This window comes from Duganella sp. Leaf126, from assembly GCF_001423125.1.
GTDB lineage: Bacteria > Pseudomonadota > Gammaproteobacteria > Burkholderiales > Burkholderiaceae_D > Rugamonas.
Window position 1 is genome coordinate 37,250 of the sequence record NZ_LMNW01000036.1, and the last position, 20,591, is coordinate 57,840.

Below are 20,591 nucleotides of genomic sequence, written 5' to 3' on the forward strand. Positions count from 1 at the left end.
GCGAGAACCTGATGTAGCCCGTTTCCAGCGGCCACGGGGCTGGCCGTGACGACTGGAGCGGCCATGCTTCCAGCCGCCACAAGATCAGCCGAAGCCGCAGCAAGACCAGCTGCCGCAGCTGCAGCGGCCATGTCTCCAGCAGCAGGAGCATCTTCAACCCCGCGCCCGGCCCCGCCGCCGGCCGCGCAGCCGCAGCCGCGCAGTGAACCTGCCCGGTCCGCCAGAACCGGCCCGATCGTCTGCGCGGCAATCTGATGTAGCCAGTCGCTGCCATTGGGCCGTGCACCGGCTGACGGTTCAACCCCGAATCCTGCGTTTCAGACGGCCGACAACGCGGTTCGTCACATTCCGGTGGCGGGTCGGTCACACTTTGCCTACTGTTATCCCATCGCTCGGCGCCGCGCCACGCGGCCATTGCCTGCTGCGGCTGCTGCGCGCCGCACCTTGTTGCGTCTCCGTTTGCCCCGACTATTTTCAGTGTTCCCGAGAAAATAGTTTTTGCCAGCCTGCGGGCTGGCTTTTTTTTGCGCGCGGCGGTCCCATATGGGTGTCTGGCCCCGTGGCCGGCAACTTGGCTACAATGCTCGCTGGCGGCGTCACGTTGATGTCTGCCGGTTTTCTTAATAGATTGGAATGATTATGCAAGCGATCCCACCGTCCGAGTCCCTCATCGAGTACCCGAGCGACTTTCCGATCAAGGTGATGGGGCCGACTCATATCGACTTCGCACCGACCATCGTGCTGGTGGTGCAAAAGCACGACCAGGATTTCCATGAAGGCAAAATGGAAGTGCGGCCTTCGTCGAAAGGCAACTTCACCGGCCTGACCGTGACCGTGCGCGCCACCAGCCGCGCGCAGCTCGACGCGCTCTACGCCGAGCTGTCGGCACACCCGATGGTCAAGGTCGTCATGTAATGTTCTGCTGGCGCTGGAAGGCGGCGACTTCGCCGTCCAGCCAGTGCCTGAGCGCCGCCACCTGCGCTGTGGCGGCCGCGTCCTGCGGCGACACCAGGTAATAGGCTTCTGCGCACGGCGTGGCCGTGCCAGGACGCCGGACCAGGCGGCCAGCAGCAATCTCCGGCGCCGCCATCACGCGGTGCAACAGCGCCTCTCCTTTCCCTGCCAATACGGCGCCCAGCAAATCCGCACCCGCCGGCTCCGGCGACAGCAACGCCTGCACCCGTGCGGCATGGTGCACACCTGCCACGCGGTCGCAGACTTCGTCCATCAGATGCACCACCACCATGCCCGGATGCCGTCCCCGGTCGAACACGATGGCCGCGTCGATGCCCGCGCGCGCCAGGTCCGGCGGCGCCGGCCTGGTCTGCAATACCAGTGCGATCTCGGGATATTGCTCGATAAAGGTTCCCAGCCTCGGGGTCAGCCAGCGCGCGGCAAACCAGGCGGGCGCCGCCAGCGTCAGCGTGGCCGCAGCGCCGATGGGCGGGCGCAGGGCATCGGCAGCGCTGCCGATAGCCTCGAAGGTCTTGCCGAGAAACTCGGCGAACTGTCGTGCCTCGTGAGTTATTTTCACTTGTCTGCCATGCCGCACGAACAGCGGGCGGCCCAGGTCCTGTTCCAGCGCCCGCACCTGGTGGCTGATCGCGCCGTGCGTCAGGCGCAATTCGTCAGCCGCGCGCGAGAAATTCTCGTGGCGGGCCGCCGCCTCGAAAGCACGCAGGGCGGAAAAATTCGGCAGGCGGCGGCTGGCGCTCATCGATCTGTGGATAACTTTGTGAGTAAAACTCGCAAGAAACAGCGAATATACCGCAGCTGTAGGCGCTACAGCAATGTTTACCATGTGAACAAAACTAACCAGAACCCGGGGCCGGGACGGCATCGGGCCGGCCTTGGCCGGATGCGGCGACGCCAGCTGATTTATAATGGCGCGATGACGTCCCCCACCACCCCCGAGATCCGCCACCTCGGCGTTGCCGATTACGACACCACGTTTGCCGCCATGCGCGCGTTCACGGATGCCCGCACGCCCGATACGCGCGACCAGTTGTGGATCGTCGAGCACCCGCCGGTGTTCACGCTGGGGCTGGGCGCCGACCGCGGCCACCTGCTGGCCGGTGCTGCTGCCATTCCCGTGGTCCAGACCGACCGCGGCGGCGAGGTGACCTATCACGGCCCGGGCCAGGTCGTGATTTACCTGCTGATGGACCTGCGTCGCAACAAGCCCGGCGGCAAGCTGTATGCGCGCCAGTTCGTCCATAAAATCGAGCAGGCGATCATCAGTGTATTAGCGGCGTATAATCTTGCCGGTGAGCGCATCGACGGCGCGCCCGGCATCTACATGGCGGACGGCCCCCGGCGCGGCGCCAAGATTGCCGCGCTGGGCTTGAAAGTACGCGGCAACGGCTGCACCTATCATGGCTTGTCGCTCAATGTGGCGATGGACCTGACGCCGTTTTCGTGGATCAATCCTTGCGGCTACGCCGGCCTCGAGACGGTCGACATGCGCACCGTCGGCGCCCAGGCAACACTGGCCGAGGTGCAGCAGCGGCTGGCCGAGGAATTGATACGGGTGTTCGCTGCTGCGCTGGACCAGACCGCCCCGCATCCGTAACCGCCTTAGACGTTGTTGCCGTACAACCTTAGATAACCAATCCAGCCCGCGAGGGCGTGCAGCCATATGACTACCGAGACCACCTCCAGCACTCCCGCTTACAACCCGAGCGAAAAGCAAAAAGGCGCCAGCAAGACCTCGCGCATCCCGATCAAGATCGTGCCGGTCGAGCAGGTGGAGCGGCTGAAAAAGCCGGAGTGGATCCGCGTCAAGGGTGCTTCGGCGTCGAGCCGCTTCTACGAGATCAAGGACATCCTGCGCGAGAACAAGCTGGTGACCGTGTGCGAAGAGGCGAGCTGCCCGAACATCGGCGAATGCTTCGGCAAGGGCACGGCCACCTTCATGATCATGGGTGACAAGTGCACGCGCCGCTGCCCGTTCTGCGACGTCGGCCACGGCCGTCCCGATCCGCTCGACGCTAACGAGCCGATCAACCTGGCCAACACCATCGCCAAGCTGCGCCTGAACTACGTGGTGATCACCTCGGTGGACCGCGACGACCTGCGCGACGGCGGCGCCGGCCACTTCGTCGAGTGCATCACCAAGACCAAGGATCTGTCGCCGCTGACCCAGATCGAGGTGCTGGTGCCCGACTTCCGCGGTCGCCTCGACAAGGCGCTGGCGATCTTCGCCGACGGCCTGCCCGACGTGATGAACCACAACCTCGAAACCGTGCCGCGCCTGTACAAGGAAGCGCGCCCCGGCGCCGACTACCTGCACTCGCTCAAGCTGCTCAAGGACTTCAAGGCCCTGTACCCGAACGTCAAGACCAAGTCCGGCCTGATGGTGGGCCTGGGCGAGACCGACGAAGAAATCCTGCAGGTGATGCGCGACATGCGCGAGCACGATATCGACATGCTGACCATCGGCCAGTACCTGGCGCCTTCGAACAGCCACCTGCCGGTGCGCCGCTACGTGCACCCGGACGTGTTCAAGATGTTCGAGGAAGAAGCGTACAAGATGGGCTTCGGTCACGCTGCCGTGGGCGCCATGGTGCGCAGCTCGTACCATGCGGACGTGCAGGCGCACAACGTGCTGGCGGCAGCCGGTTGAGCGCAGCGTAAAAAAACGCGCTGGCCGTGCGCCAGCGCGCACAAGGGCGCCGTCGCGCGCCTTGCCCCGCTTGCACCGCCCCCTCGGCTGCCCTATATTCAGGCGCTTGCCCTTGGAGGATGTATGCCAGTCGTCATGACCCCTGAAGCACTGTGTCAGCCCGCGAAATTTCAGCCGGATGAGCGCATCAACCGCGCCGCCTACGGCGAGGAGATCGTCATCGTCAATCCCGGCCTGGGACTGCCTGCGCTGGCAGCCGCACCGGCACCACGCCAGAGCGATGCGCTGAGCGGAAACATCTGGATGGCCAGACCGGTCGCACAATCGTTGCCGCCACCGCTGCATCCATGACCGTGCGCATCGAAGCGTCCTGGAAAGCGCAGCTGCAGGACCAGTTCGACCAGCCATACTGGCAGGCGCTGACCGCGTTCGTGAAGGACGAGTACGCCGCCGGGCCTTGCTGCCCCGCTGGCAAGAACATCTTCCGCGCCTTTGACCTGACGCCGTTTGACGACGTCAAGGTGGTCATCCTCGGCCAGGACCCGTACCACACGCCCGGTGCAGCCATGGGTTTCTGCTTCGCGGTGCCGGATGGACACCGTGCGCAGCCCAGTCTGCAAAACATCTTCCAGGAGTTGCGCGACGACCTCGGCATCGAGCGGCGCCAGACCGACTTGAGCGACTGGGCCGTGCAGGGTGTGTTTCTGCTCAACAGCGTGCTGACCGTGCGCGCGCGCCAGGCCGGCTCGCACGCGAACAAGGGATGGGAAACCTTTACCGACAGCGCCATCGCTCGCTTAGCCGATCAGCGCGAGGGACTGGTATTCATCCTGTGGGGCAGTTACGCGATCGCCAAGCGCAGCCTGATCGATCCCGGCAGGCACCTGGTGATCACGTCACCCCATCCTTCGCCGTTCTCGGCCCACAAGGGTTTTTTTGGCAGCAAGCCGTTCTCGCGCACCAACGCCTACTTGGCCGCCCACGGCAAGGCGCCAATCCGCTGGGGCTGACGCCACCGAGGCGTCAGCGATCGTGCGCGTGCTTTAAAGCAACAACTGGCAGTTCGAAAGTCTTGTTTTCAGGCAAACAAAAGGCAGTTTGCGGTCCGGAAGCTGGTAGATTGTCGGAGTAACACTCCAGTCAAGGACCCGACATGAAACGATTGATCCGCGCAGCGACCGGCATGGCGGGCTTGCTGCTGGCGTCAGCGCTGGCCGTGGCGCAAACCCCTTATACGGATGATGCCGTCTATCGGCAACTGGGCGGCAAGGAAGGCATCCAAAAAATCGTCGATACCTTCATTCCGCTGGTGCTGGCCGATCCGCGCATCAAGGACAATTTCGCCGACTTCGACATGGCGCAGCTGAGCGTGCGCCTGCAGGAGCAGCTGTGCGAGTTTGCCGGGGGGCCGTGCCGCTACACCGGCAAATACCGCGACAAGACCATGGATGGCGTCGGCACCGTGCGCGACATGACCACCGTGCACCAGGACCTGAAGATCACCAACGCCATGTTCAATGCGCTGACCGAAGACCTGCAGCTGGCCATGGAGCGCCACAACGTGCCCAACAGTGTCGCCAACAAGCTGGTGGCCAAGCTGGCGCCCATGCAGCGCGCCATCGTCACCCAATGAGCCGCCGCCAGGAGTCCTCCATGACATGCCCCACCGCAAGGACAGCGCTTGCCCTGCTGGTGCTGGCGACGCTGGCCGCCGGCAGCGCTGCAGCCCAATCTCAACCGCCAGCGCAGGCCGGGCCCGACATGGGCAAGCTGCTGGCCACCGGCGGCGTCAGCCAGGTGGAAGGCGCCGGCGGCGGCGGCATCGTGCCGTGGGCGCTGATCACCGGCTACGGCACCCGCGACAGCTGGGGCGCCAACGCCCACTACACCCATGTCAGCACCCAGGACTACCGGCTCGATACCTATGGCGTGGCGATCGGCCTGGCCGACCGCGTGGAATTGTCGGTGGCCAGCCAGACCTTCCAGGGCAGCCTGGCGCCGCTCGACCAGCTCAACATCAAGCAGGACATCCTCGGCCTCAAGGTCAGGCTGGCCGGCGACGCCGTCTATGAACAGGACCGCTGGCTGCCGCAGATCGCAGCAGGCGTCATGTATAAGGACAACAAGGGGATCAAAGGACTGGGCGCGCTGGGCGTGAGCAAGGTCACCCAACTGGGTGCGGCGGACGAGCACGGCTACGACTACTATGTGGCGGCCACCAAGCTGCTGCTCGAGCACAGCCTGCTGCTGAATGTGACCGTGCGCGCCACCAGGGCCAACCAGATGGGACTGCTGGGCTTCGGGGGCGACCGCAGCGACCGCCGCAAGCTGATGCCGGAAGTGTCGGCGGCCTACCTGGTCAGCCGCCAGCTGGTGTTGGGCGCCGAGTACCGGCGCAAGCCGCACAACCTGGCGGTCGATCCGGAGAAAGCCTACGTCGATGCCTTCGTGGCGTGGTTCCCGACCAAGCACGTGTCGGTGACGGCCGCGTATGCCAACCTGGGCAAGATCACGGTGTTCAATCCCAAGACCCAGCACGGCCTGTACCTGTCGGTGCAGACCGGCTTCTGACTAGCTTTTGAGCGATTTTGCCAGCAACTGGTGCAGCGCCGGGAAGTCGGGCTGGCCCACGTATTTTTTAAGGATCTTGCCATCCTTGGCAATGACGAAGGTGGTGGGGGTCATCGCCACGTCGCCATAGGCTTTGGCGGCCGAGCCGTCGGTGTCGAGCGCCACCTTGAACGGCAGCTTGCGCGTATCGGCATAGTTGACCACGTAGTTGGGCGGGTCGTAGCTCATGGCCACGGCCACGAATTCCAGGCCCTCGTCCTTGAACTTGTTGTACGTCTCGACCATCTGCGGCATTTCGGCCACGCAGGTGGCGCACGAGGTGGCCCAGAAATTGACCATCACCACCTTGCCGCGCAAGGCATCCGGCGCGATCTTGTCGCCCTGAACGGTCACGAAGGTGACGTCGGGCGCCACCGGGCGCTTGCTGAGGGTAACGTAGGCCACCGCGCCGACCGTGGCCAGGGCCAGCGCGGCGAGCACGGGTTTGACCCAGGCCCGCGAGGCGCCCGGGGTGTGGGCGGTGGCAGCAGAGGTGGTCATGGCATCACTGCGCCGTTGCAGCCGGTTTCGGCTGGTACGACTTCCACTCGTCTTCGGAAATGTATTCGAACACCTTGACGACCTTGCTCACACCGGAAACGCCGCGCGCGATGTCGGCGCCGATCTGGCCCTCGCGCTGGGTCACGCGGCCCATCAGGTACACCACGCCGCGCTCGGTCACCACCTGGTAGGAGTTGGCCGAGATATCCTTGGCGTCCACCAGGCTGGCCTTGACCTTGCCGGTGATGATGGTGTCGTTCGAGCGCGAGGTGTAGCTGGCGGGGCCCGATATGTCGAGCTCGTTGATGACCGACAGCACGCCCTCGACCGCCGCCATTTCGCGCTCGGCCGTCGCTTTCGCGGCCTCGTCCGGCACTTCACCGGTCAGCAGCACGCGGCGGTTGAAGCTGTTGATATTGACGTGGGCGTCGCCGGGCAGCACGTTGCGCAGCTTGTTCCCGCCCTTGAGCTGGATCGACGTATCCTCGGTTTGCGCACCGAAGGTGCGGCGGTCCGATGCCGCCAGCGTGCCGGTGATGGCGCCGCCGGCAACCAGCGCCACGCAGCCGGACAAGGTGGCCGCGGTGGCCAGGCACAGCACGCTCATGGCAAGCGGACGCTTGAGGCTGGCCCAACGGGTACGGGAATTATTCATGCACATCTCCTCCGAATAGGGCGACGTCGATACCGTCGCAGATACTGTGGATGCACACCAGGTGCACTTCCTGGATGCGGGCGGTGCGGTCGGCGGGCACGCAGATATGGACATCGGCGTCGGTCAGCATCTTGCCGATCTCGCCGCCGCCCTTGCCGGTCAGCGCCACCACGCGCATTTCGCGCTCGAGCGCCGCTTCGATGGCGGCCACCACGTTGCCCGAGTTGCCGGACGTGGAAAACGCCAGCAGGATATCGCCGGCCTGGCCGAATGCCTGCACCTGCTTGGAAAAGATCTCGCGGTAGCTGTAGTCGTTGGCGACTGCCGTCAGGATCGAGGTGTCGGTGGTGAGGGCGATGGCTGGCAGCGGGAAGCGCTCGCGTTCGAAGCGCCCGACCAGCTCGGCGGCAAAGTGCTGGGCGTCGGCAGCGGACCCGCCGTTGCCGCAGACCAGGATCTTGTTACCGTTGGACAGGGCCGCAAACATCATCTCGATGGCTTGGGCGATGGGGGGCGCCAGCACGGTGGCCGATTGGATTTTCAGTTCGGCACTTTCGTGGAAGTGCGCCAGGATGCGTTGATTTGTCATAGTGTGCTGATTATAGTGCAGTCGTTCATATGCCCTGACAAGTGCTGTTAAAAATGCTTACAAAGGCAGTGTTAGGGACCTCGAAAAACCGTAGCGAGCGGCCCGATATCGTCTTGAGTAGCGCAAGCGTACGGAGGTACGCTGAGCAACGGAGAGGCGATAGCGCGTCGCGCAGTAGGATTTTCGAGGTTCCCTTAAAGCGTGATGATGTGGCGCAGCCAGGCGAGCCTGTCGCCATCGAGGGCGACCAGGTCGAAGCGGCACGGCGGCAGCGGGCGTTGGCGCAGCAGGTAGAACTGGGCGGCGTGGACCAGGCGCTGCTGCTTGGCCGCCGTGACGCTGGCAGCGGCTCCGCCGAAGCTGCCGGCAGCGCGGCGCCGTACCTCGACGAACACCAGGTGGGCGCCATCGCGCATGATCAGGTCGATCTCGCCGGCCTTGCAGCGGAAATTGCGCTCGACCAGCACCAGTCCCTGCGCCAGCAGGTAGGCCAGGGCGCGGTCTTCGCCGAGCTGGCCCAGCTGCTGCTGCGCGGTGCGCCGTCCGCTCGGCGCGCGGGGCGGCGCCATGGCGGGCTTACTGCTGGACGGCCTGCGGCGCGCCGTGGCGGAACACGGCCGGCTGCTCGACCCGCTCGAAGCGGGACGGCCCCTGGCCGAAATCCACCGTCAGCCGGCCCGTCACGCCGTCGATCTGGAAACGGCCGGCCGGCTGGCGGCTGATCTTGCGCGCCACGCGATAGGCGTCGATGCCGAGCGCATACAGGCGTTCCATGTCGGCCGTGCCGGCCTGCACCGGATGCGGATAGACCATCACCGCCGGGTGGTCGCGCTGCACCTGCCAGGGCAGGTCGAGCAGGCGCACGCCATCGAGCTCGTTGGTCGGGGAATTCATGCCGCTGCCGGCGTTCAGCGCCGAGGTGCCGTACAGGGGCAGGGCGGCAAAACCGCTGGCGACGGTCGGCGTCGTCGGCGCTGCCGGCAAGCCGTCGGCGGTGCTGATGACCGGCTCGTCCGATTCATGCACCAGGCCGTTAGTCAGGGCGCCGCGCAGCTGGCGGGTCTGGTCGGCGCCCATGGCCGAGAACAGCAGACCCGGCGGATCCTGTTGCAGGCGCGCGCGCAGTTGCACCAGGTCCGGGTCGCTCAGGTAGTTGTTGGGCGCACTCAGCTCCACCATGCGCACCTGCTGGCCCAGCTGTTGCCAGTGGGCGGCAAACGCGGCGGCAATGCGGCGCTGCCACGGCGTGCTGGTGGTGACGATCATGGCGCTGGCGCCCGGCTGTTCGGCAGCTGCCCATTGCGCCACCTGGCGCGCCTCTTCCTCGATCGACAGGCCCATGGCCAGCATCTGCTGCGGCAGCGGCGCGGCGCCGGCGCCCGCACCGTTTTCGGGGGAATTGAGGGCGATGGTGGGCTTGGTGACCAGCGCACTGTTGGCCACGGCAGTCACCGCCGAGCGCGCCAGCGGACCGACCACCAGGTCCACGCCCTCCAGCGTCTGGGCGTAGCTGGCCAGGCTGTCCTGCGCCACGTCGCCGGTTTCCACTACGGTGACCGTGATGTTGTCGCGGTCGCGCTCCCAGGCGGCCATGAAGCCGGCGCGCAGCGCTTCGGCGGCGGCGCCCAACGTTTCCGAGCGCAGCGGCAGGATCAGGCCGATCCGCACCGGCGCCGTCGCTGGCAGGACGTCGTCGCCAGCCATCGGGTAGCCGACCGCGTTTTCGGTGCGCAGCGTTTGCGTATCGGGCGCGCGGGTGGGCGTGGCGGCCGCGCCCGGCATCTCGACCGCAAACACTTCCGCTGCCGGTGGCGGCGGCTCCGGCGGCGGCGGGGGCAGCGGCACCGGCGCCGGGAGCGGCGGCGGGCTTATAATGATGGGCACAGACGAGCCGCACCCGCTCATCGCTGCCAGCGCCGCCCACACGGCGACCACCGCACACACTCGTATTTTTTTCATGCTACCCCCTCATTGCGATCACGGACCACGCCATGTCTGACATTACTTCCCGCGCCATTTCCGCCCTTCCTGTCCTGGAAGAAACAGCGCACCAGACCTATCCTAGCGCAACCTTGTATGTCGTGGCGACCCCGATCGGCAATGTGACCGACATCAGTGTGCGCGCATTGCACGTTTTGAGCCTGGTCGATGCGGTGGCCTGCGAAGACACCCGCAACACTGCGCAGCTGATGACGCGGTTCGGCCTGCACCGTCCGCTGATCGCCGCCCACCAGCACAACGAGCGCGAAGTGGCCGAGACCCTGATCGCGCGCCTGCAGGCCGGCGAACGGATCGCGCTGGTGTCCGACGCCGGCACCCCGGCCGTCTCCGACCCCGGCGCGCGCATCGTCGAGGCCGTGCGCGCGGCCGGCCTGCGCGTGCTGCCGCTGCCGGGCGCCTCGGCGGCGGTGACGGCGCTGTCGGCCAGCGGCCTGGTCAACGACCAGTTCTACTTTGTCGGCTTCCTGCCGGCCAAGGCCAAACAGCGCGAGAATGTGCTTGCCAGCCTGCGCACGGTGACCGCCACCATGGTGTTCTACGAGGCGCCGCACCGCATCCTCGACTGCGCCACCGCGCTTGCTGCCGTATTCGAGCCCGAGCGCGAAGTGGTGTTCGCGCGCGAGCTGACCAAGATGTTCGAGGAAATCCACCGCTGCCCGCTGGCGGCCGCCGCAGCGTGGATCCGCGCCGACGCCCACCGCGAAAAGGGCGAATTCGTGGTGCTGCTGGCCGGCGCCCCCGCGCACGACGGCGACAACGACGCCGAGGCCGAGCGCATCCTCAAGATCCTGCTGACCGAGTGCCCGGTCAAGCAGGCCGCTGCGCTGGCGGCGCAGATCACCGGCCGCAAGAAGAACGCCCTGTACGACCGCGCCCTGCAGCTCAAGCAGGCGGACTGACCGGCAGCGCGATAAATATTGCAGCTGCGCTTGACGGAATCGCTGGCGGCTTGTATTATCTTGCTTCTTCGGAGTGTAGCGCAGCCCGGTAGCGCACCTGGTTTGGGACCAGGGGGTCCAAGGTTCGAATCCTTGTACTCCGACCAATATCTAAAATCCCGCCTGATGGCAACGTCAGGCGGGATTTTTCCATTGCGGCGCCGGTGGTGCCTCGCTTGCACTAAACGGCCCGGCAAACCGGGCTGTCGTCATGCACCACGTCAGCCCGCGCGCTTGGCCGCCAGCGCCTTGCCGGCCCGGCTCGCGCTCGAGCGGCCCAGGAACTGGGCGATGAACTGGCCGGCATCGACCACCTGGCCCAGATCGATGCCGGTCTCGATGCCGAGGCCCTGCATCAGGTACAGCACATCTTCGGTGGCGACGTTGCCGGTGGCGCCCTTGGCATACGGGCAGCCGCCCAGGCCTGCCACCGACGCGTGGTAGATCGAGATGCCCACTTCGAGGCTGGCGTAGATATTGGCCAGCGCCTGGCCGTAGGTGTCGTGGAAGTGGCCGGCCAGGGCGTCGATGGCAAACTCGCGCGCGGCGCGTTCCATCACCGTCTGCGTCTGGCGCGCGGTGGCCACGCCGATGGTGTCGGCAATGTCGATCTCGTCGCAACCGAGGTCGCGCATGCGGCGCACCACGTCGGCCACCGATTCGGGCGACACCTCGCCCTGGTACGGGCAGCCGAAGGCGCAGCTGATGCTGCCGCGCAGGCGCAGGCCGTGCTGCCTGGCCGCTTGCGCCACGCCTTCGAAGCGGGCGATCGATTCGGCGATCGAGCAGTTGATGTTCTTTTGCGAGAACGCTTCCGAGGCCGAGCCGAAGATCACCACCTCGTCGGCGCGCGCGGCCAGCGCCGCGTCAAAACCCTGCAGGTTGGGCGTCAGGGCCGAGTAGATGGTACCGGGCCGGCGCGCGATGGCGGCCATCACCTCGGTGCTGGTGGCCATTTGCGGCACCCACTTGGGCGAGACGAACGCTGCCGCCTCGATGTTGCGGAAACCGGCGGCCGACAGGCGGTCGACCAGCGCCGTCTTGATGGCGGCCGGCACGTTCGCCTGCTCGTTTTGCAGGCCGTCGCGCGGCCCGACTTCGACGATTTTCACTTGTTGCGGCAAGTTGCCCATATCAGTATCCCAGGTTGCGGTCGACGATGTCGGCGACCGGTTGTCCGCGCTCGAGGCGGCGGATTTTGTCGGCGATCTGCTGCACGCTTTCGCGCCGCAGGGTGAGCGCCGACACGTGCGGCGTGATGGTGATGCGCGGCTCCTGCCAGAACGGATGCTGGGCCGGCAGCGGCTCGTTGCGGAATACGTCCAGCGTGGCGGCGGCGATCTGGCCCGACCTGATCATCGCCAGCAGTTCCGGCTCGGCGAGGTGGGCGCCGCGCGCGACGTTGATCAGGTACGCGCCGGCCGGCAGCTTGGCCAGGTTGCTGCGGTCGAGCAGATTGCCGGTCTCGGGCGTGAGCGGCAGCATGCACACCAGTACCCGGCTGGCGCGCAAGAAGGTGTCGAGACTGTTGGCGCCGTGGTAGCACTGCACGCCGTCCAGGCGCTTTTCGGTGCGGCTCCAGCCGTGCAGCGGGAAGCCGAACGGCGCCAGCGCCTCGATCACGCGCGTGCCCAGCGTGCCCAGTCCCAGCACGCCGACGGCAAAGTCTTCACGCCGGTACGGCGGCAGCGCCGCCCAGACACCGGCGCGCGCCTGCCGTTCGTAGTCGTCGAAGCGGCGGAAGTAGCGCAGCACCGCGTGGGTCACGTATTCCGCCATCTGCAGGCCCATGCCGGCGTCGCCGAGGCGCACGATCGGAATCTCGCGTGGAATGGCGTCGCCATAGCGCAGCAGCGCATCGACCCCGGCGCCGGTGTTGAAGATGGCCTTGACCTGGGCCAGCTCGGGCAGCATGGCCTCGGGCGGCGACCACACCACCGCGTAGTCGCACGGCGGGTTTTTTTCGCCGGCGTGCCAGATCGCGAGTTCCGCTTCGGGCAGGCAGCTTGAAAAATCCTTGAGCCACGGTTCGGTCTTGCCATCGGCGCGGTGCAGGAGGATGCGCATCGGTGCTCCCAGCTCGATGATGGCGGTCAGGCCCGGAAGGCCAGCAGCGGCGCGCCGTCCGCGACCTGGTCGCCCACCGCGTACAGGACTTCCTCGATCACGCCGTCGTGCGGTGCGGCGATGGTGTGCTCCATCTTCATCGCCTCCATGATCACCAGCGCCTCGCCACGTTTGACTTGCTGGCCCTTGGCCGCCAGCACCGCCACCACCTTGCCCGGCATCGGCGCCGTCAGGCGGCCGGTGTCGAGTTCCGCCTCGCCCGCGTGGGCCATCGGATCGTGATAGGCGAGCTGGTAGTGGGCGCCGCCGGTAAACACGTGCAGCACGTCGTCGTCGCGCCGCACCACGCCGTGGACGGTCTGCTCACCGAGGCGGATCGCATAGTCGTCGCCGTGGTGCGCGCTCAGGTGCAGCAGCTGCGCAGCAGGCGCGTCGCCGTCCGCACTGTTCTTGTCCTTGTCCCTGTCGCTGCTGCCGCTGCTGCTGTTGCTGCCCTCTGTGCCGGTGGCGTGGCCCATGCTGAACAGCCAGCCGTCGGCGCGGTAACTGAGGTGGACCGTGTAGTCGAATTCGTCGCTGAACGACAGCGCGCGCAGGTAGGGCTGGTTCAGGCGCCAGCCGGTGGCGCTGCTCCACGGATCGCCGCGGTGGCGGCCTTCGCTGGCGGCCTGCGCCTGTTCGGACGCCATCAGGGCCGCGCAGGCCAGCGCCAGCGCGGCGGCGGGCGCTGCGTGGGCGGCGGTAAACAGCGTGTCGTGGTTGCGCTCGATCAGCCCCGTATCGAGATCGGCGCTGGCGAACGCCGTGCTTTGCACCAGGCGCTTGAGGAAGGCCACGTTGGTGGTCAGGCCCACCACCTGGTATTGCGACAGCGCCTGCGCCATGCGCGCCAGCGCCTGCTGGCGGTTGGCGCCCCAGACGATCAGCTTGGCGATCATGGGGTCGTAGAACGGCGAGATGGCGTCGCCGGCACGCACGCCGGCGTCGATGCGCACCGGCGCCGGCGCCTTGGCGTCGCCACCGAGTTCGAACATCACCGAGGCCGGCGTGCCCAGGTGGCGCAAGGTGCCGATCGACGGCAGGAAGCCCTTGTCCGGATTTTCGGCGTAGATGCGTGCCTCGATGGCGTGGCCGTGGATCGCCAGCTGTTCCTGGGTTTTCGGCAGCGGTTCGCCGGCCGCCACGCGCAGCTGCCATTCCACCAGGTCGGTGCCGGTGATCATTTCGGTGACCGGGTGTTCGACCTGCAGGCGCGTGTTCATCTCCATGAAGTAGAACGAGCCGTCCTGGTTGGCGATGAATTCCACCGTGCCGGCGCCGACATAGCCGACCGCGCGCGCGGCAGCGACGGCCGCCTCGCCCATGGCAGCGCGGCGCTCGGGCGGCATGTTCGGCGCCGGCGCTTCTTCGAGCACTTTCTGGTGGCGGCGCTGCACCGAGCAATCGCGCTCGAACAGGTAGAGGCAGTTGCCGTGGGTGTCGGCAAATACCTGGATTTCGATGTGGCGCGGGCGCTGCAGGTATTTTTCGGCCAGCACCTGGTCGTTGCCGAACGAGCTGATCGCCTCGCGCTTGCAGGAGGCCAGCGCCTCCTTGAACTGCGCCGCACTGTCCACCACGCGCATGCCCTTGCCGCCGCCGCCGGCCGAGGCTTTCAGCAGCACCGGGTAGCCGATGCGGTCGGCCTGCGCCTGCAGGAAGTCCGGGTCCTGCTGCTCGCCGTGGTAGCCGGGCACCAGCGGCACGTCGGCCTGCTCCATCAGCGTCTTGGCGGCCGACTTCGAGCCCATGGCGCGCATGGCCGATGCCGGCGGACCGATGAACACCAGGCCGGCCGCCACGCAGGCTTCGGCAAATTCCGCGTTCTCGGACAAAAAGCCGTAGCCGGGGTGGATGGCCTGGGCGCCGGTCTCCCTGGCGGCAGCGATGATGCGCTCGCCGCACAGATAGCTTTCCTTGGCCGGCGCGGGGCCGATCAAAATCGCTTCGTCGCAGCTGGCCACGTGCAGCGCGTTAGCGTCCGCCTCCGAATACACGGCGACGGTCTTGATGCCGAGGCGGCGCGCGGTGGCGGCGACGCGGCAGGCGATTTCACCGCGGTTGGCGATCAGAATTTTGGTAAACATCGTCTCTCTCTTTGCAGCGCGTGGCTGGAAGTTTTTTTATGGAGGTCAAACGGGAGGCGCCTCGCGACGGCGCCGCAGGGCACCGCCAGCGCGATTGCGCGTATCAGCAGCCGCACTTCTCCTTCGGCGCCGAGTCCAGCACGGCGCCACGGGTTTTCAGGCCCAGCTTGGCCAGCAGCGCGCGGTCGTCGTTCGCTTCCGGGTTGTCGGTGGTGAGCAGCTTGTCGCCGTAGAAGATCGAGTTGGCGCCGGCCAGGAAGCACATCGCCTGCACCGCTTCGCCCATCTGGCGCCGGCCGGCCGACAGGCGCACGCGCGCCTTCGGCATGGTGATGCGCGCCACCGCGATGGTGCGCACGAACTCGAACGGATCGAGCGGATCGATGCCGTACAACGGCGTGCCTTCCACCTGCACCAGGTGGTTGACCGGCACCGATTCCGGGTACGGATTGAGGTTGGCCAGCTGCGCGATCAGTCCGGCGCGCTGCAGGCGCGTCTCGCCCATGCCGACGATGCCGCCGCAGCACACCTTGAGGCCTGCTTCGCGCACGTGGCCCAGCGTGTCGAGGCGGTCCTGGTAGTCGCGCGTGGAGATCACGTTGTCGTAGAACTCGGGCGCCGTGTCGAGGTTGTGGTTGTAGTAATCGAGGCCGGCGTCTTTCAGGCGCTGCGCCTGCTTTTCTTCGAGCATGCCCAGCGTGGCGCAGGTTTCCAGGCCCAGCGCCTTCACTTCGCGCACCATCTCTTCGACCTTGTCCATGTCGCGCTCTTTCGGGCTGCGCCAGGCGGCGCCCATGCAGAAGCGGGTGGCGCCGTTGTCCTTGGCCTGCTGGGCTGCTGCCAGCACGGTGTCGATGTCGAGGATTTTCTTGGCCTCGACGCCGGTGTCGTAGCGCGCCGCCTGCGGGCAGTAGCCGCAGTCTTCTTCGCAGCCGCCGGTCTTGATCGACAGCAGGGTCGCCAGTTCGACGTCGCCGTCCGGGAAGTGGGCGCGGTGCGTCTGCTGGGCGCGCAGCATCAGGTCATTGAACGGCAGCTCGAACAGCGCCAGCACGTCGGCCACCGGCCAGGTGGCGGCCGGCGGCAGCGTGATGGCGGCCACCGGGCGGTGCAGGGCGACGACTTGCGGTTCTTGGAGAGTAGTGGTGGACATCGGTTTTCCTTCGTAAATCGGGTGTGCGGTTCAGGTGTTCTTTGGTGCCGGCCAGTCCGGCAGCAGGGTAAAGTCGAGATGGGCGGCGGCGGCCTGCGCGGTCGGCTGCTCCAGGCGGGGCACGCGGCCCAGCAGCGGCGCCGGGATGCGCGCCGCGAGCGCGGCGATATTCTCGTCGGCAAACGCCATGTCGGCTTGTGTTTCGTTGGCCACCCAGCCGGCCAGCACCAGGCCGCGCGCGACGATCGCTTCGGCCGTCAAGAGCGCGTGGCTGATGCAGCCCAGCCGCAGGCCCACCACCAGCACCACCGGCAGGCCCAGTTGGCCGGCCAGGTCGGCGGTGTCGAATTCGTCGTTGAGCGGCACGCGGAAGCCGCCCACGCCTTCGACCACCACGGCGTCGGACGCAGCGTTGATTTCGACGTAGGCGGCCAGGATCGGCACCGGCGAAATCTGCACGCCTTCCAGCGCGGCGGCGATGTGGGGCGCGGCCGGTTCGCGCAGCAGGTACGGCGTGGTGATCGACGGCAGCAGGTGGACATTGCCGGCAGCGGCCAGCTGGTCGCAGTCGTCGTTGCGCCAAGCGCCGTCGCGCAGGTCGGCGCCGGCAGCGACCGGCTTCATGCCGCAGGCGCGCGCGCCGGCCTGCACCAGCGCGTGCAGCATGGCCGACGAGATCAGGGTCTTGCCGATCTCGGTGTCGGTGCCGGTGACGAAGCAGGCAAAGCGCGGCGGCAGCGCCGCTGCCGCCACCACGGCGCTGGCGGCGGTCTGGGCGTTGGCCAGGTCGGCATCGGCCGCGTCGTCCGTGGGCACGGCAACGGCCGCGCCGGCGACGTCGGTGTCGGCAGGCGTATCGACGATGACGGGAGTGTCGAGGTTCATGGGGCTTCCTTTTCCAGTGCATTGATTGCGGCGCTCAGTTGCGCCACTTCCGTGGCGCGATGGCCGGCGGACAGCGTCACCCGCAGGCGTGCCGTGCCGGGTGCCACCGTCGGCGGGCGGATCGTGCCCACCCACAGTCCCTGCGCATACAGGGCCGCGCCGGCGCGCAGGGTGTCGGCATTATCGCCGATCAGGATCGGCTGGATCGCGGTGGCCGATGGCAGGCGTTGCCAGCGTTGCAACTGCAGGCCGCTGTGCGCATCGTCCAATTGTGCCACCAATGCCTGCAGGTGAGCGCGGCGCTGCACGCCTTCGTCACCTTCGATCAGGTCCAGGCTGGTCAGCAGCGCGTGGGCCAGGGCCGGCGGCGCGGCGGTGGTGAAGATGTATGGCCGCGCCTTTTGGAGCAGCGTTTCGATCACGGTTTCGTGGGCTGCCACGAACGCCCCGCCGACGCCGGCCGCCTTGCCCAGGGTGCCCATGTACACCAGGTAGGGCGAGCGCAGGTCGAAGTGTTCGAGTGCGCCATGACCGCGCGCGCCCAGCGTGCCGAAGCCGTGGGCATCGTCCACCACCAGCCAGGCATTGTGCTGCTCGCACAGGGCCAGCAGCGCCGGCAGCGGCGCCAGGTCGCCGTCCATGCTGAACACGCTGTCGGTGACCACCAGCTTGGTCGTGGCATGACTGGCCTTGAGCATGGCCTCGAGCGCGGCCAGGTCGGCATGCGGATACACGTGCACGCGCGCGCGCGACAGGCGGGCGCCGTCGATCAGCGAGGCGTGGTTGAGCGCCTCCGAGAAGATGTCGGCTTCGCGCTCGCCTGCCGTCAGGCCGGCAATCAGGGCCAGGTTGGCCATGTAGCCGGTGCAGAAGGTCAGCGTGCGGGGCCGCTCCAGGTGCGCGCCGACGAAATCGGCGAGCCGGTCTTCGAGCAGCGCGTGCGGTCGTGCATGGCCGCTGATCAGGTGCGAAGCGCCGCTGCCGGCGCCATAGCGCGCCGCGCCGTCGCGCAGTGCTGCCACCAGCTGCGGGTGGTTCGCCAGGCCCAGGTAGTCGTTGCTGCAAAAGGCCAGCAGTTCGCGGCCATCGACCTGCACGCGCGGACCGCACGGCGAGTCCACCGTGCGGCGGCGGCGGATCAGGCTGTGCGCATCGAGCGCTTGCAGCTGCCCGGAGAGGCGGTCGAGCAGTTCCATCTCAGCCTGCCATGGTCTGGTCGAACACGGTCAGCGTGCTGGCGGCCAGGCCGGCAATTTCCGCGTCGTCGAGGATGTACGGCGGCATCAGGTACACGGTGGAACCGATCGGGCGCATCAGCAGTTCGTGTTCGACCGCGGTGGCAAAAAAGCGGCGCGAAAAGTCGGGCGTGGCATCGATCGCGTCGAAGGCCCAGATCATGCCCTGTTGCCGGAAGTTGCGCACCTGCCGGTGCTGCGCCAGCGGCTGCAGGGCGGCCGTCAGCGTGGCCGCCTTGATACGGTTGGCGGCCAGCACATCGTCGTCGGCGAAGATCTGCAGCGTGGCCAGCGCGGCGCGGCAGGCCAGCGGGTTGCCCGTGTACGAGTGCGAGTGCAGAAAACCGCGCCGGACATCGCTGCTGTAGAAGGCTTGGTAGATGTCGTCGCGCGTCATGACCAGCGAGAGCGGCAGGTAGCCGCCGCTGATGCCCTTGGACAGGCACACGAAGTCGGGCCAGATGCCGGCCTGTTCGCAGGCGAAGAAGGTGCCGGTGCGGCCGCAGCCGACGGCGATCTCGTCGAGGATCAGGTGCACCGCATAGCGGTCGCACAGCGCGCGCACCAGCTGCAGGTACAGCGGGTCGTGCATGGCCATGCCGGTAGCGCACTGCACCAGCGGCTCGATGATGATGGCGGCGATCCTGTCCGCTTTTTGCTGGAACAGGCGCTCGACATCGGCGGCAGCGCGGCGCGCCACGTCGGCGGCCGTTTCGCCATCGCGCGCCTGGCGCGCATCGGGCGACAACACCGTCTGCGCGGCGCGCAGCAGCGGTCCGTAGGCATCCTTGAACAGGGCGACGTCGGTGACGGCCAGCGCGCCGATGGTCTCGCCGTGGTAGCTGCCCTGCAGGCAGACGAATTCCTGCTTGTCGGTCTTGCCGTGGTTGCGCCACGCGTGAAAACTCATCTTCAGGGCGATTTCGACGGCCGAGGCGCCGTCGCTGGCATAAAAGCTGTGGCCCAGCACGTGGCCGGTCAGCGCCGACAGTTTTTCCGACAGCTCGATCACCGGCTCGTGAGTAAAACCGGCCAGCATCGCGTGTTCCAGCGTATCGAGCTGGTCTTTCAAGGCGGCGTTGATGCGCGGGTTGGCGTGGCCGAACAGGTTGACCCACCACGAGCTGATGGCGTCGAGATAACGCCGGCCCTCGTGGTCGTACAGCCACGCACCCTGGCCGCGCCGCACCGGGATCAGCGGCACGGTTTCGTGGTGCTGCATCTGGGTGCACGGATGCCAGACGCTGTGCAGGCTGCGCGTGACCCACGCGCTTTGATGATTTGATTCCAAAACAACTCCAATATGTTGATGACCTGTGCTTTTCGAGCTGCACTCCGTGTTTCCCGGTGTTTGCCAGCACTACTGGCGGCACCGCGCCATTGGTTTCCCGCCTGCGCGGGAATGACGATTGGCGCGCTAACTGAGCCAGCCCGGTTTGCGCTTTTCCAGGAATGACGCCACGCCTTCGCGGCCCTGTGCCGAGGCGCGGATGCCGGCGATGCGCGCTGCCGTGTCCTCGACCAGGGCGTCGTCCACGGTGCGTCCGGCCACCTCGCGCACCAGCGTCTTGGCCTGGCGCACGGCGTGCGGGCTGTTGCCCACCAGCGCCTTGACGATGTCTCCCACCTTGGCGTCGAGCGCGTCGCCGCTCACCACTTCGTGGACAAAACCGGTGCGCAGCGCGGTGGCGGCGTCAAAGCGCTCGGCCGTCAGGAAGTAGCGGCGCGCGGCCTGCTCGCCCATGGCCTTGATCACGTACGGTGCAATGGTGGCCGGGATCAAGCCCAGTTTTACCTCGCTCAGGCAGAACTGCGCCGCATCGACCGCGACCACGATGTCGCAGGCGGCCACCAGCCCCATGCCGCCGGCATAGCAGTCGCCCTGCACGCGCGCCACCACCGGCTGCGGGCACGCGTAGAGCGTGCGCAGCATGGTCGCCAGCTGCAGCGCGTCGGCATGGTTTTCGGCGTGCGTGTAGCCCGCCATCTTCTTCATCCAGTGCAAGTCGGCGCCGGCGCAAAACGCCGGGCCGTTGGCGGCCAGGACGACGGCGCGCACCGTGTCGTCGGCGCCCAGTGCGCGAAATGCGTGCGTCAGTTCGGCGATCGTGGTCTCGTTGAAGGCGTTGCGCACGTCGGGGCGGTTCAGGGTAACGGTGGCGGTGTGGCCGTCGCGAGCGACAGCGATATTTTCATGGTTCATGCC

General features: G+C 67.0%; 22 protein-coding genes and 1 tRNA gene. 9 read left to right on the top strand and 14 right to left on the bottom strand.

The genetic code is table 11. The features are described 5' to 3' along the window. Nucleotides 1–639 precede the first annotated feature (639 nt). Nucleotides 640–915 carry a DUF493 family protein gene (locus tag ASF61_RS21580; RefSeq protein WP_056160794.1) on the top strand — a complete coding sequence of 92 codons (276 nt, stop codon included), beginning with the start codon at nt 640–642 and terminating at the stop codon, nt 913–915. Here the strand turns inward: ASF61_RS21580 and ASF61_RS21585 are convergent. Next, on the bottom strand, nt 908–1,717 hold the full coding sequence (locus tag ASF61_RS21585) for a LysR substrate-binding domain-containing protein (protein WP_056160796.1): 810 nt from the start codon (nt 1,715–1,717) through the stop codon (nt 908–910). The genes ASF61_RS21580 and ASF61_RS21585 overlap by 8 nt on opposite strands. A 174-nt stretch (nt 1,718–1,891) precedes the next feature. On the opposite strand from ASF61_RS21585, the gene lipB reads away from it, so the two are divergent. The 6 genes from lipB (at nt 1,892) to ASF61_RS21615 (ending at nt 6,196) form a co-directional block, all read left to right on the top strand. Then, nucleotides 1,892–2,572, top strand: coding sequence for a lipoyl(octanoyl) transferase LipB (gene lipB, locus ASF61_RS21590; RefSeq protein WP_056161099.1), 681 nt, complete (start codon nt 1,892–1,894; stop codon nt 2,570–2,572). A gap of 66 nt (nt 2,573–2,638) precedes the next feature. Continuing rightward, nucleotides 2,639–3,625 carry a lipoyl synthase gene (lipA, locus tag ASF61_RS21595; protein WP_056160798.1) on the top strand — a complete coding sequence of 329 codons (987 nt, stop codon included), beginning with the start codon at nt 2,639–2,641 and terminating at the stop codon, nt 3,623–3,625. A gap of 135 nt (nt 3,626–3,760) precedes the next feature. After that, nucleotides 3,761–3,976 carry a hypothetical protein gene (locus ASF61_RS21600; RefSeq protein ID WP_056160800.1) on the top strand — a complete coding sequence of 72 codons (216 nt, stop codon included), beginning with the start codon at nt 3,761–3,763 and terminating at the stop codon, nt 3,974–3,976. After that, nucleotides 3,973–4,635: a uracil-DNA glycosylase gene (locus ASF61_RS21605; protein ID WP_056160802.1), complete on the top strand. Its 663-nt coding sequence runs from the start codon at nt 3,973–3,975 to the stop codon at nt 4,633–4,635. Before ASF61_RS21600 ends, ASF61_RS21605 begins: the two co-directional genes overlap by 4 nt. Before the next feature lie 143 nt (nt 4,636–4,778). Continuing rightward, nucleotides 4,779–5,258, top strand: coding sequence for a group 1 truncated hemoglobin (locus tag ASF61_RS21610; RefSeq protein ID WP_056160804.1), 480 nt, complete (start codon nt 4,779–4,781; stop codon nt 5,256–5,258). Nucleotides 5,259–5,278: 20 nt separating this feature from the next. Beyond that, complete coding sequence (locus ASF61_RS21615; protein ID WP_056160806.1) at nt 5,279–6,196, top strand: DUF3034 family protein; 918 nt, start codon at nt 5,279–5,281, stop codon at nt 6,194–6,196. On the opposite strand, the gene ASF61_RS21620 is transcribed toward ASF61_RS21615, so the two are convergent. From ASF61_RS21620 to ASF61_RS21640, 5 genes are all read right to left on the bottom strand, one after another. Then, complete coding sequence (locus ASF61_RS21620; protein ID WP_056160808.1) at nt 6,197–6,736, bottom strand: peroxiredoxin; 540 nt, start codon at nt 6,734–6,736, stop codon at nt 6,197–6,199. Nucleotides 6,737–6,740: 4 nt separating this feature from the next. Beyond that, on the bottom strand, nt 6,741–7,391 hold the full coding sequence (locus ASF61_RS21625) for a BON domain-containing protein (RefSeq protein ID WP_056160810.1): 651 nt from the start codon (nt 7,389–7,391) through the stop codon (nt 6,741–6,743). Next, a complete protein-coding gene (locus tag ASF61_RS21630) occupies nt 7,384–7,980 on the bottom strand; it encodes a phosphoheptose isomerase (protein ID WP_056160812.1) in 597 nt (198 codons plus the stop codon). The genes ASF61_RS21625 and ASF61_RS21630 overlap by 8 nt, the downstream gene beginning before the upstream one ends. A gap of 194 nt (nt 7,981–8,174) precedes the next feature. Next, the gene (locus tag ASF61_RS21635; RefSeq protein WP_056160814.1) at nt 8,175–8,549 is read right to left on the bottom strand and encodes a YraN family protein; all 375 of its coding nucleotides are present in this window, start codon (nt 8,547–8,549) and stop codon (nt 8,175–8,177) included. Between the two features lie 7 nt (nt 8,550–8,556). Further along, the gene (locus ASF61_RS21640; protein ID WP_229205967.1) at nt 8,557–9,939 is read right to left on the bottom strand and encodes a penicillin-binding protein activator; all 1,383 of its coding nucleotides are present in this window, start codon (nt 9,937–9,939) and stop codon (nt 8,557–8,559) included. Nucleotides 9,940–9,971: 32 nt separating this feature from the next. Between ASF61_RS21640 and rsmI the strand changes: the two genes are divergently transcribed. Together rsmI and ASF61_RS21650 are read left to right on the top strand one after the other, a co-directional pair. Next, nucleotides 9,972–10,880 (top strand): 16S rRNA (cytidine(1402)-2'-O)-methyltransferase, encoded by a 909-nt coding sequence (gene rsmI / locus ASF61_RS21645; RefSeq protein ID WP_056160817.1) that lies wholly within the window; start codon nt 9,972–9,974, stop codon nt 10,878–10,880. Nucleotides 10,881–10,949: 69 nt separating this feature from the next. Further along, a tRNA-Pro gene (locus ASF61_RS21650) sits at nt 10,950–11,026 on the top strand. Between the two features lie 114 nt (nt 11,027–11,140). On the opposite strand, the gene ASF61_RS21655 is transcribed toward ASF61_RS21650, so the two are convergent. From ASF61_RS21655 to ASF61_RS21690, 8 genes are all read right to left on the bottom strand, one after another. Beyond that, nucleotides 11,141–12,052, bottom strand: a complete 912-nt coding sequence (locus tag ASF61_RS21655) for a hydroxymethylglutaryl-CoA lyase (protein ID WP_056160819.1) — start codon at nt 12,050–12,052, stop codon at nt 11,141–11,143. 1 nt (nt 12,053) lies between these two features. Then, nucleotides 12,054–12,986, bottom strand: coding sequence for a glyoxylate/hydroxypyruvate reductase A (locus ASF61_RS21660; protein WP_056160821.1), 933 nt, complete (start codon nt 12,984–12,986; stop codon nt 12,054–12,056). 26 nt (nt 12,987–13,012) lie between these two features. Continuing rightward, on the bottom strand, nt 13,013–15,112 hold the full coding sequence (locus tag ASF61_RS21665) for an acetyl/propionyl/methylcrotonyl-CoA carboxylase subunit alpha (RefSeq protein WP_056160823.1): 2,100 nt from the start codon (nt 15,110–15,112) through the stop codon (nt 13,013–13,015). Between the two features lie 103 nt (nt 15,113–15,215). Further along, nucleotides 15,216–16,265, bottom strand: coding sequence for a biotin synthase BioB (gene bioB, locus ASF61_RS21670; RefSeq protein ID WP_056160825.1), 1,050 nt, complete (start codon nt 16,263–16,265; stop codon nt 15,216–15,218). A gap of 30 nt (nt 16,266–16,295) precedes the next feature. After that, nucleotides 16,296–17,150 carry a dethiobiotin synthase gene (bioD, locus tag ASF61_RS21675; RefSeq protein ID WP_082491879.1) on the bottom strand — a complete coding sequence of 285 codons (855 nt, stop codon included), beginning with the start codon at nt 17,148–17,150 and terminating at the stop codon, nt 16,296–16,298. Next, a complete protein-coding gene (gene bioF, locus ASF61_RS21680; RefSeq protein ID WP_056160827.1) occupies nt 17,147–18,346 on the bottom strand; it encodes an 8-amino-7-oxononanoate synthase in 1,200 nt (399 codons plus the stop codon). The genes bioD and bioF overlap by 4 nt, the downstream gene beginning before the upstream one ends. A gap of 1 nt (nt 18,347) precedes the next feature. Next, the gene (bioA, locus tag ASF61_RS21685) at nt 18,348–19,676 is read right to left on the bottom strand and encodes an adenosylmethionine--8-amino-7-oxononanoate transaminase (RefSeq protein ID WP_056160829.1); all 1,329 of its coding nucleotides are present in this window, start codon (nt 19,674–19,676) and stop codon (nt 18,348–18,350) included. Nucleotides 19,677–19,802: 126 nt separating this feature from the next. Beyond that, complete coding sequence (locus tag ASF61_RS21690; protein ID WP_056160831.1) at nt 19,803–20,588, bottom strand: enoyl-CoA hydratase/isomerase family protein; 786 nt, start codon at nt 20,586–20,588, stop codon at nt 19,803–19,805. Nucleotides 20,589–20,591 lie beyond the last annotated feature (3 nt).

Bases quoted from the DNA above. Each gene is read 5' to 3' on its own strand.
- bioD (WP_082491879.1), bottom strand. From the start codon at position 17,150: ATGAACCTCGACACTCCCGTCATCGTCGATACGCCTGCCGACACCGAC.
- ASF61_RS21610 (WP_056160804.1), top strand. From the start codon at position 4,779: ATGAAACGATTGATCCGCGCAGCGACCGGCATGGCGGGCTTGCTGCTG.
- ASF61_RS21580 (WP_056160794.1), top strand. From the start codon at position 640: ATGCAAGCGATCCCACCGTCCGAGTCCCTCATCGAGTACCCGAGCGAC.
- ASF61_RS21625 (WP_056160810.1), bottom strand. From the start codon at position 7,391: ATGAATAATTCCCGTACCCGTTGGGCCAGCCTCAAGCGTCCGCTTGCC.
- ASF61_RS21605 (WP_056160802.1), top strand. From the start codon at position 3,973: ATGACCGTGCGCATCGAAGCGTCCTGGAAAGCGCAGCTGCAGGACCAG.
- ASF61_RS21615 (WP_056160806.1), top strand. From the start codon at position 5,279: ATGACATGCCCCACCGCAAGGACAGCGCTTGCCCTGCTGGTGCTGGCG.
- ASF61_RS21635 (WP_056160814.1), bottom strand. From the start codon at position 8,549: ATGGCGCCGCCCCGCGCGCCGAGCGGACGGCGCACCGCGCAGCAGCAG.
- ASF61_RS21630 (WP_056160812.1), bottom strand. From the start codon at position 7,980: ATGACAAATCAACGCATCCTGGCGCACTTCCACGAAAGTGCCGAACTG.
- ASF61_RS21655 (WP_056160819.1), bottom strand. From the start codon at position 12,052: ATGGGCAACTTGCCGCAACAAGTGAAAATCGTCGAAGTCGGGCCGCGC.
- lipA (WP_056160798.1), top strand. From the start codon at position 2,639: ATGACTACCGAGACCACCTCCAGCACTCCCGCTTACAACCCGAGCGAA.
- lipB (WP_056161099.1), top strand. From the start codon at position 1,892: ATGACGTCCCCCACCACCCCCGAGATCCGCCACCTCGGCGTTGCCGAT.
- ASF61_RS21665 (WP_056160823.1), bottom strand. From the start codon at position 15,112: ATGTTTACCAAAATTCTGATCGCCAACCGCGGTGAAATCGCCTGCCGC.
- rsmI (WP_056160817.1), top strand. From the start codon at position 9,972: ATGTCTGACATTACTTCCCGCGCCATTTCCGCCCTTCCTGTCCTGGAA.
- ASF61_RS21600 (WP_056160800.1), top strand. From the start codon at position 3,761: ATGACCCCTGAAGCACTGTGTCAGCCCGCGAAATTTCAGCCGGATGAG.
- bioB (WP_056160825.1), bottom strand. From the start codon at position 16,265: ATGTCCACCACTACTCTCCAAGAACCGCAAGTCGTCGCCCTGCACCGC.
- ASF61_RS21585 (WP_056160796.1), bottom strand. From the start codon at position 1,717: ATGAGCGCCAGCCGCCGCCTGCCGAATTTTTCCGCCCTGCGTGCTTTC.
- ASF61_RS21690 (WP_056160831.1), bottom strand. From the start codon at position 20,588: ATGAACCATGAAAATATCGCTGTCGCTCGCGACGGCCACACCGCCACC.
- ASF61_RS21620 (WP_056160808.1), bottom strand. From the start codon at position 6,736: ATGACCACCTCTGCTGCCACCGCCCACACCCCGGGCGCCTCGCGGGCC.
- bioF (WP_056160827.1), bottom strand. From the start codon at position 18,346: ATGGAACTGCTCGACCGCCTCTCCGGGCAGCTGCAAGCGCTCGATGCG.
- ASF61_RS21640 (WP_229205967.1), bottom strand. From the start codon at position 9,939: ATGAAAAAAATACGAGTGTGTGCGGTGGTCGCCGTGTGGGCGGCGCTG.
- ASF61_RS21660 (WP_056160821.1), bottom strand. From the start codon at position 12,986: ATGCGCATCCTCCTGCACCGCGCCGATGGCAAGACCGAACCGTGGCTC.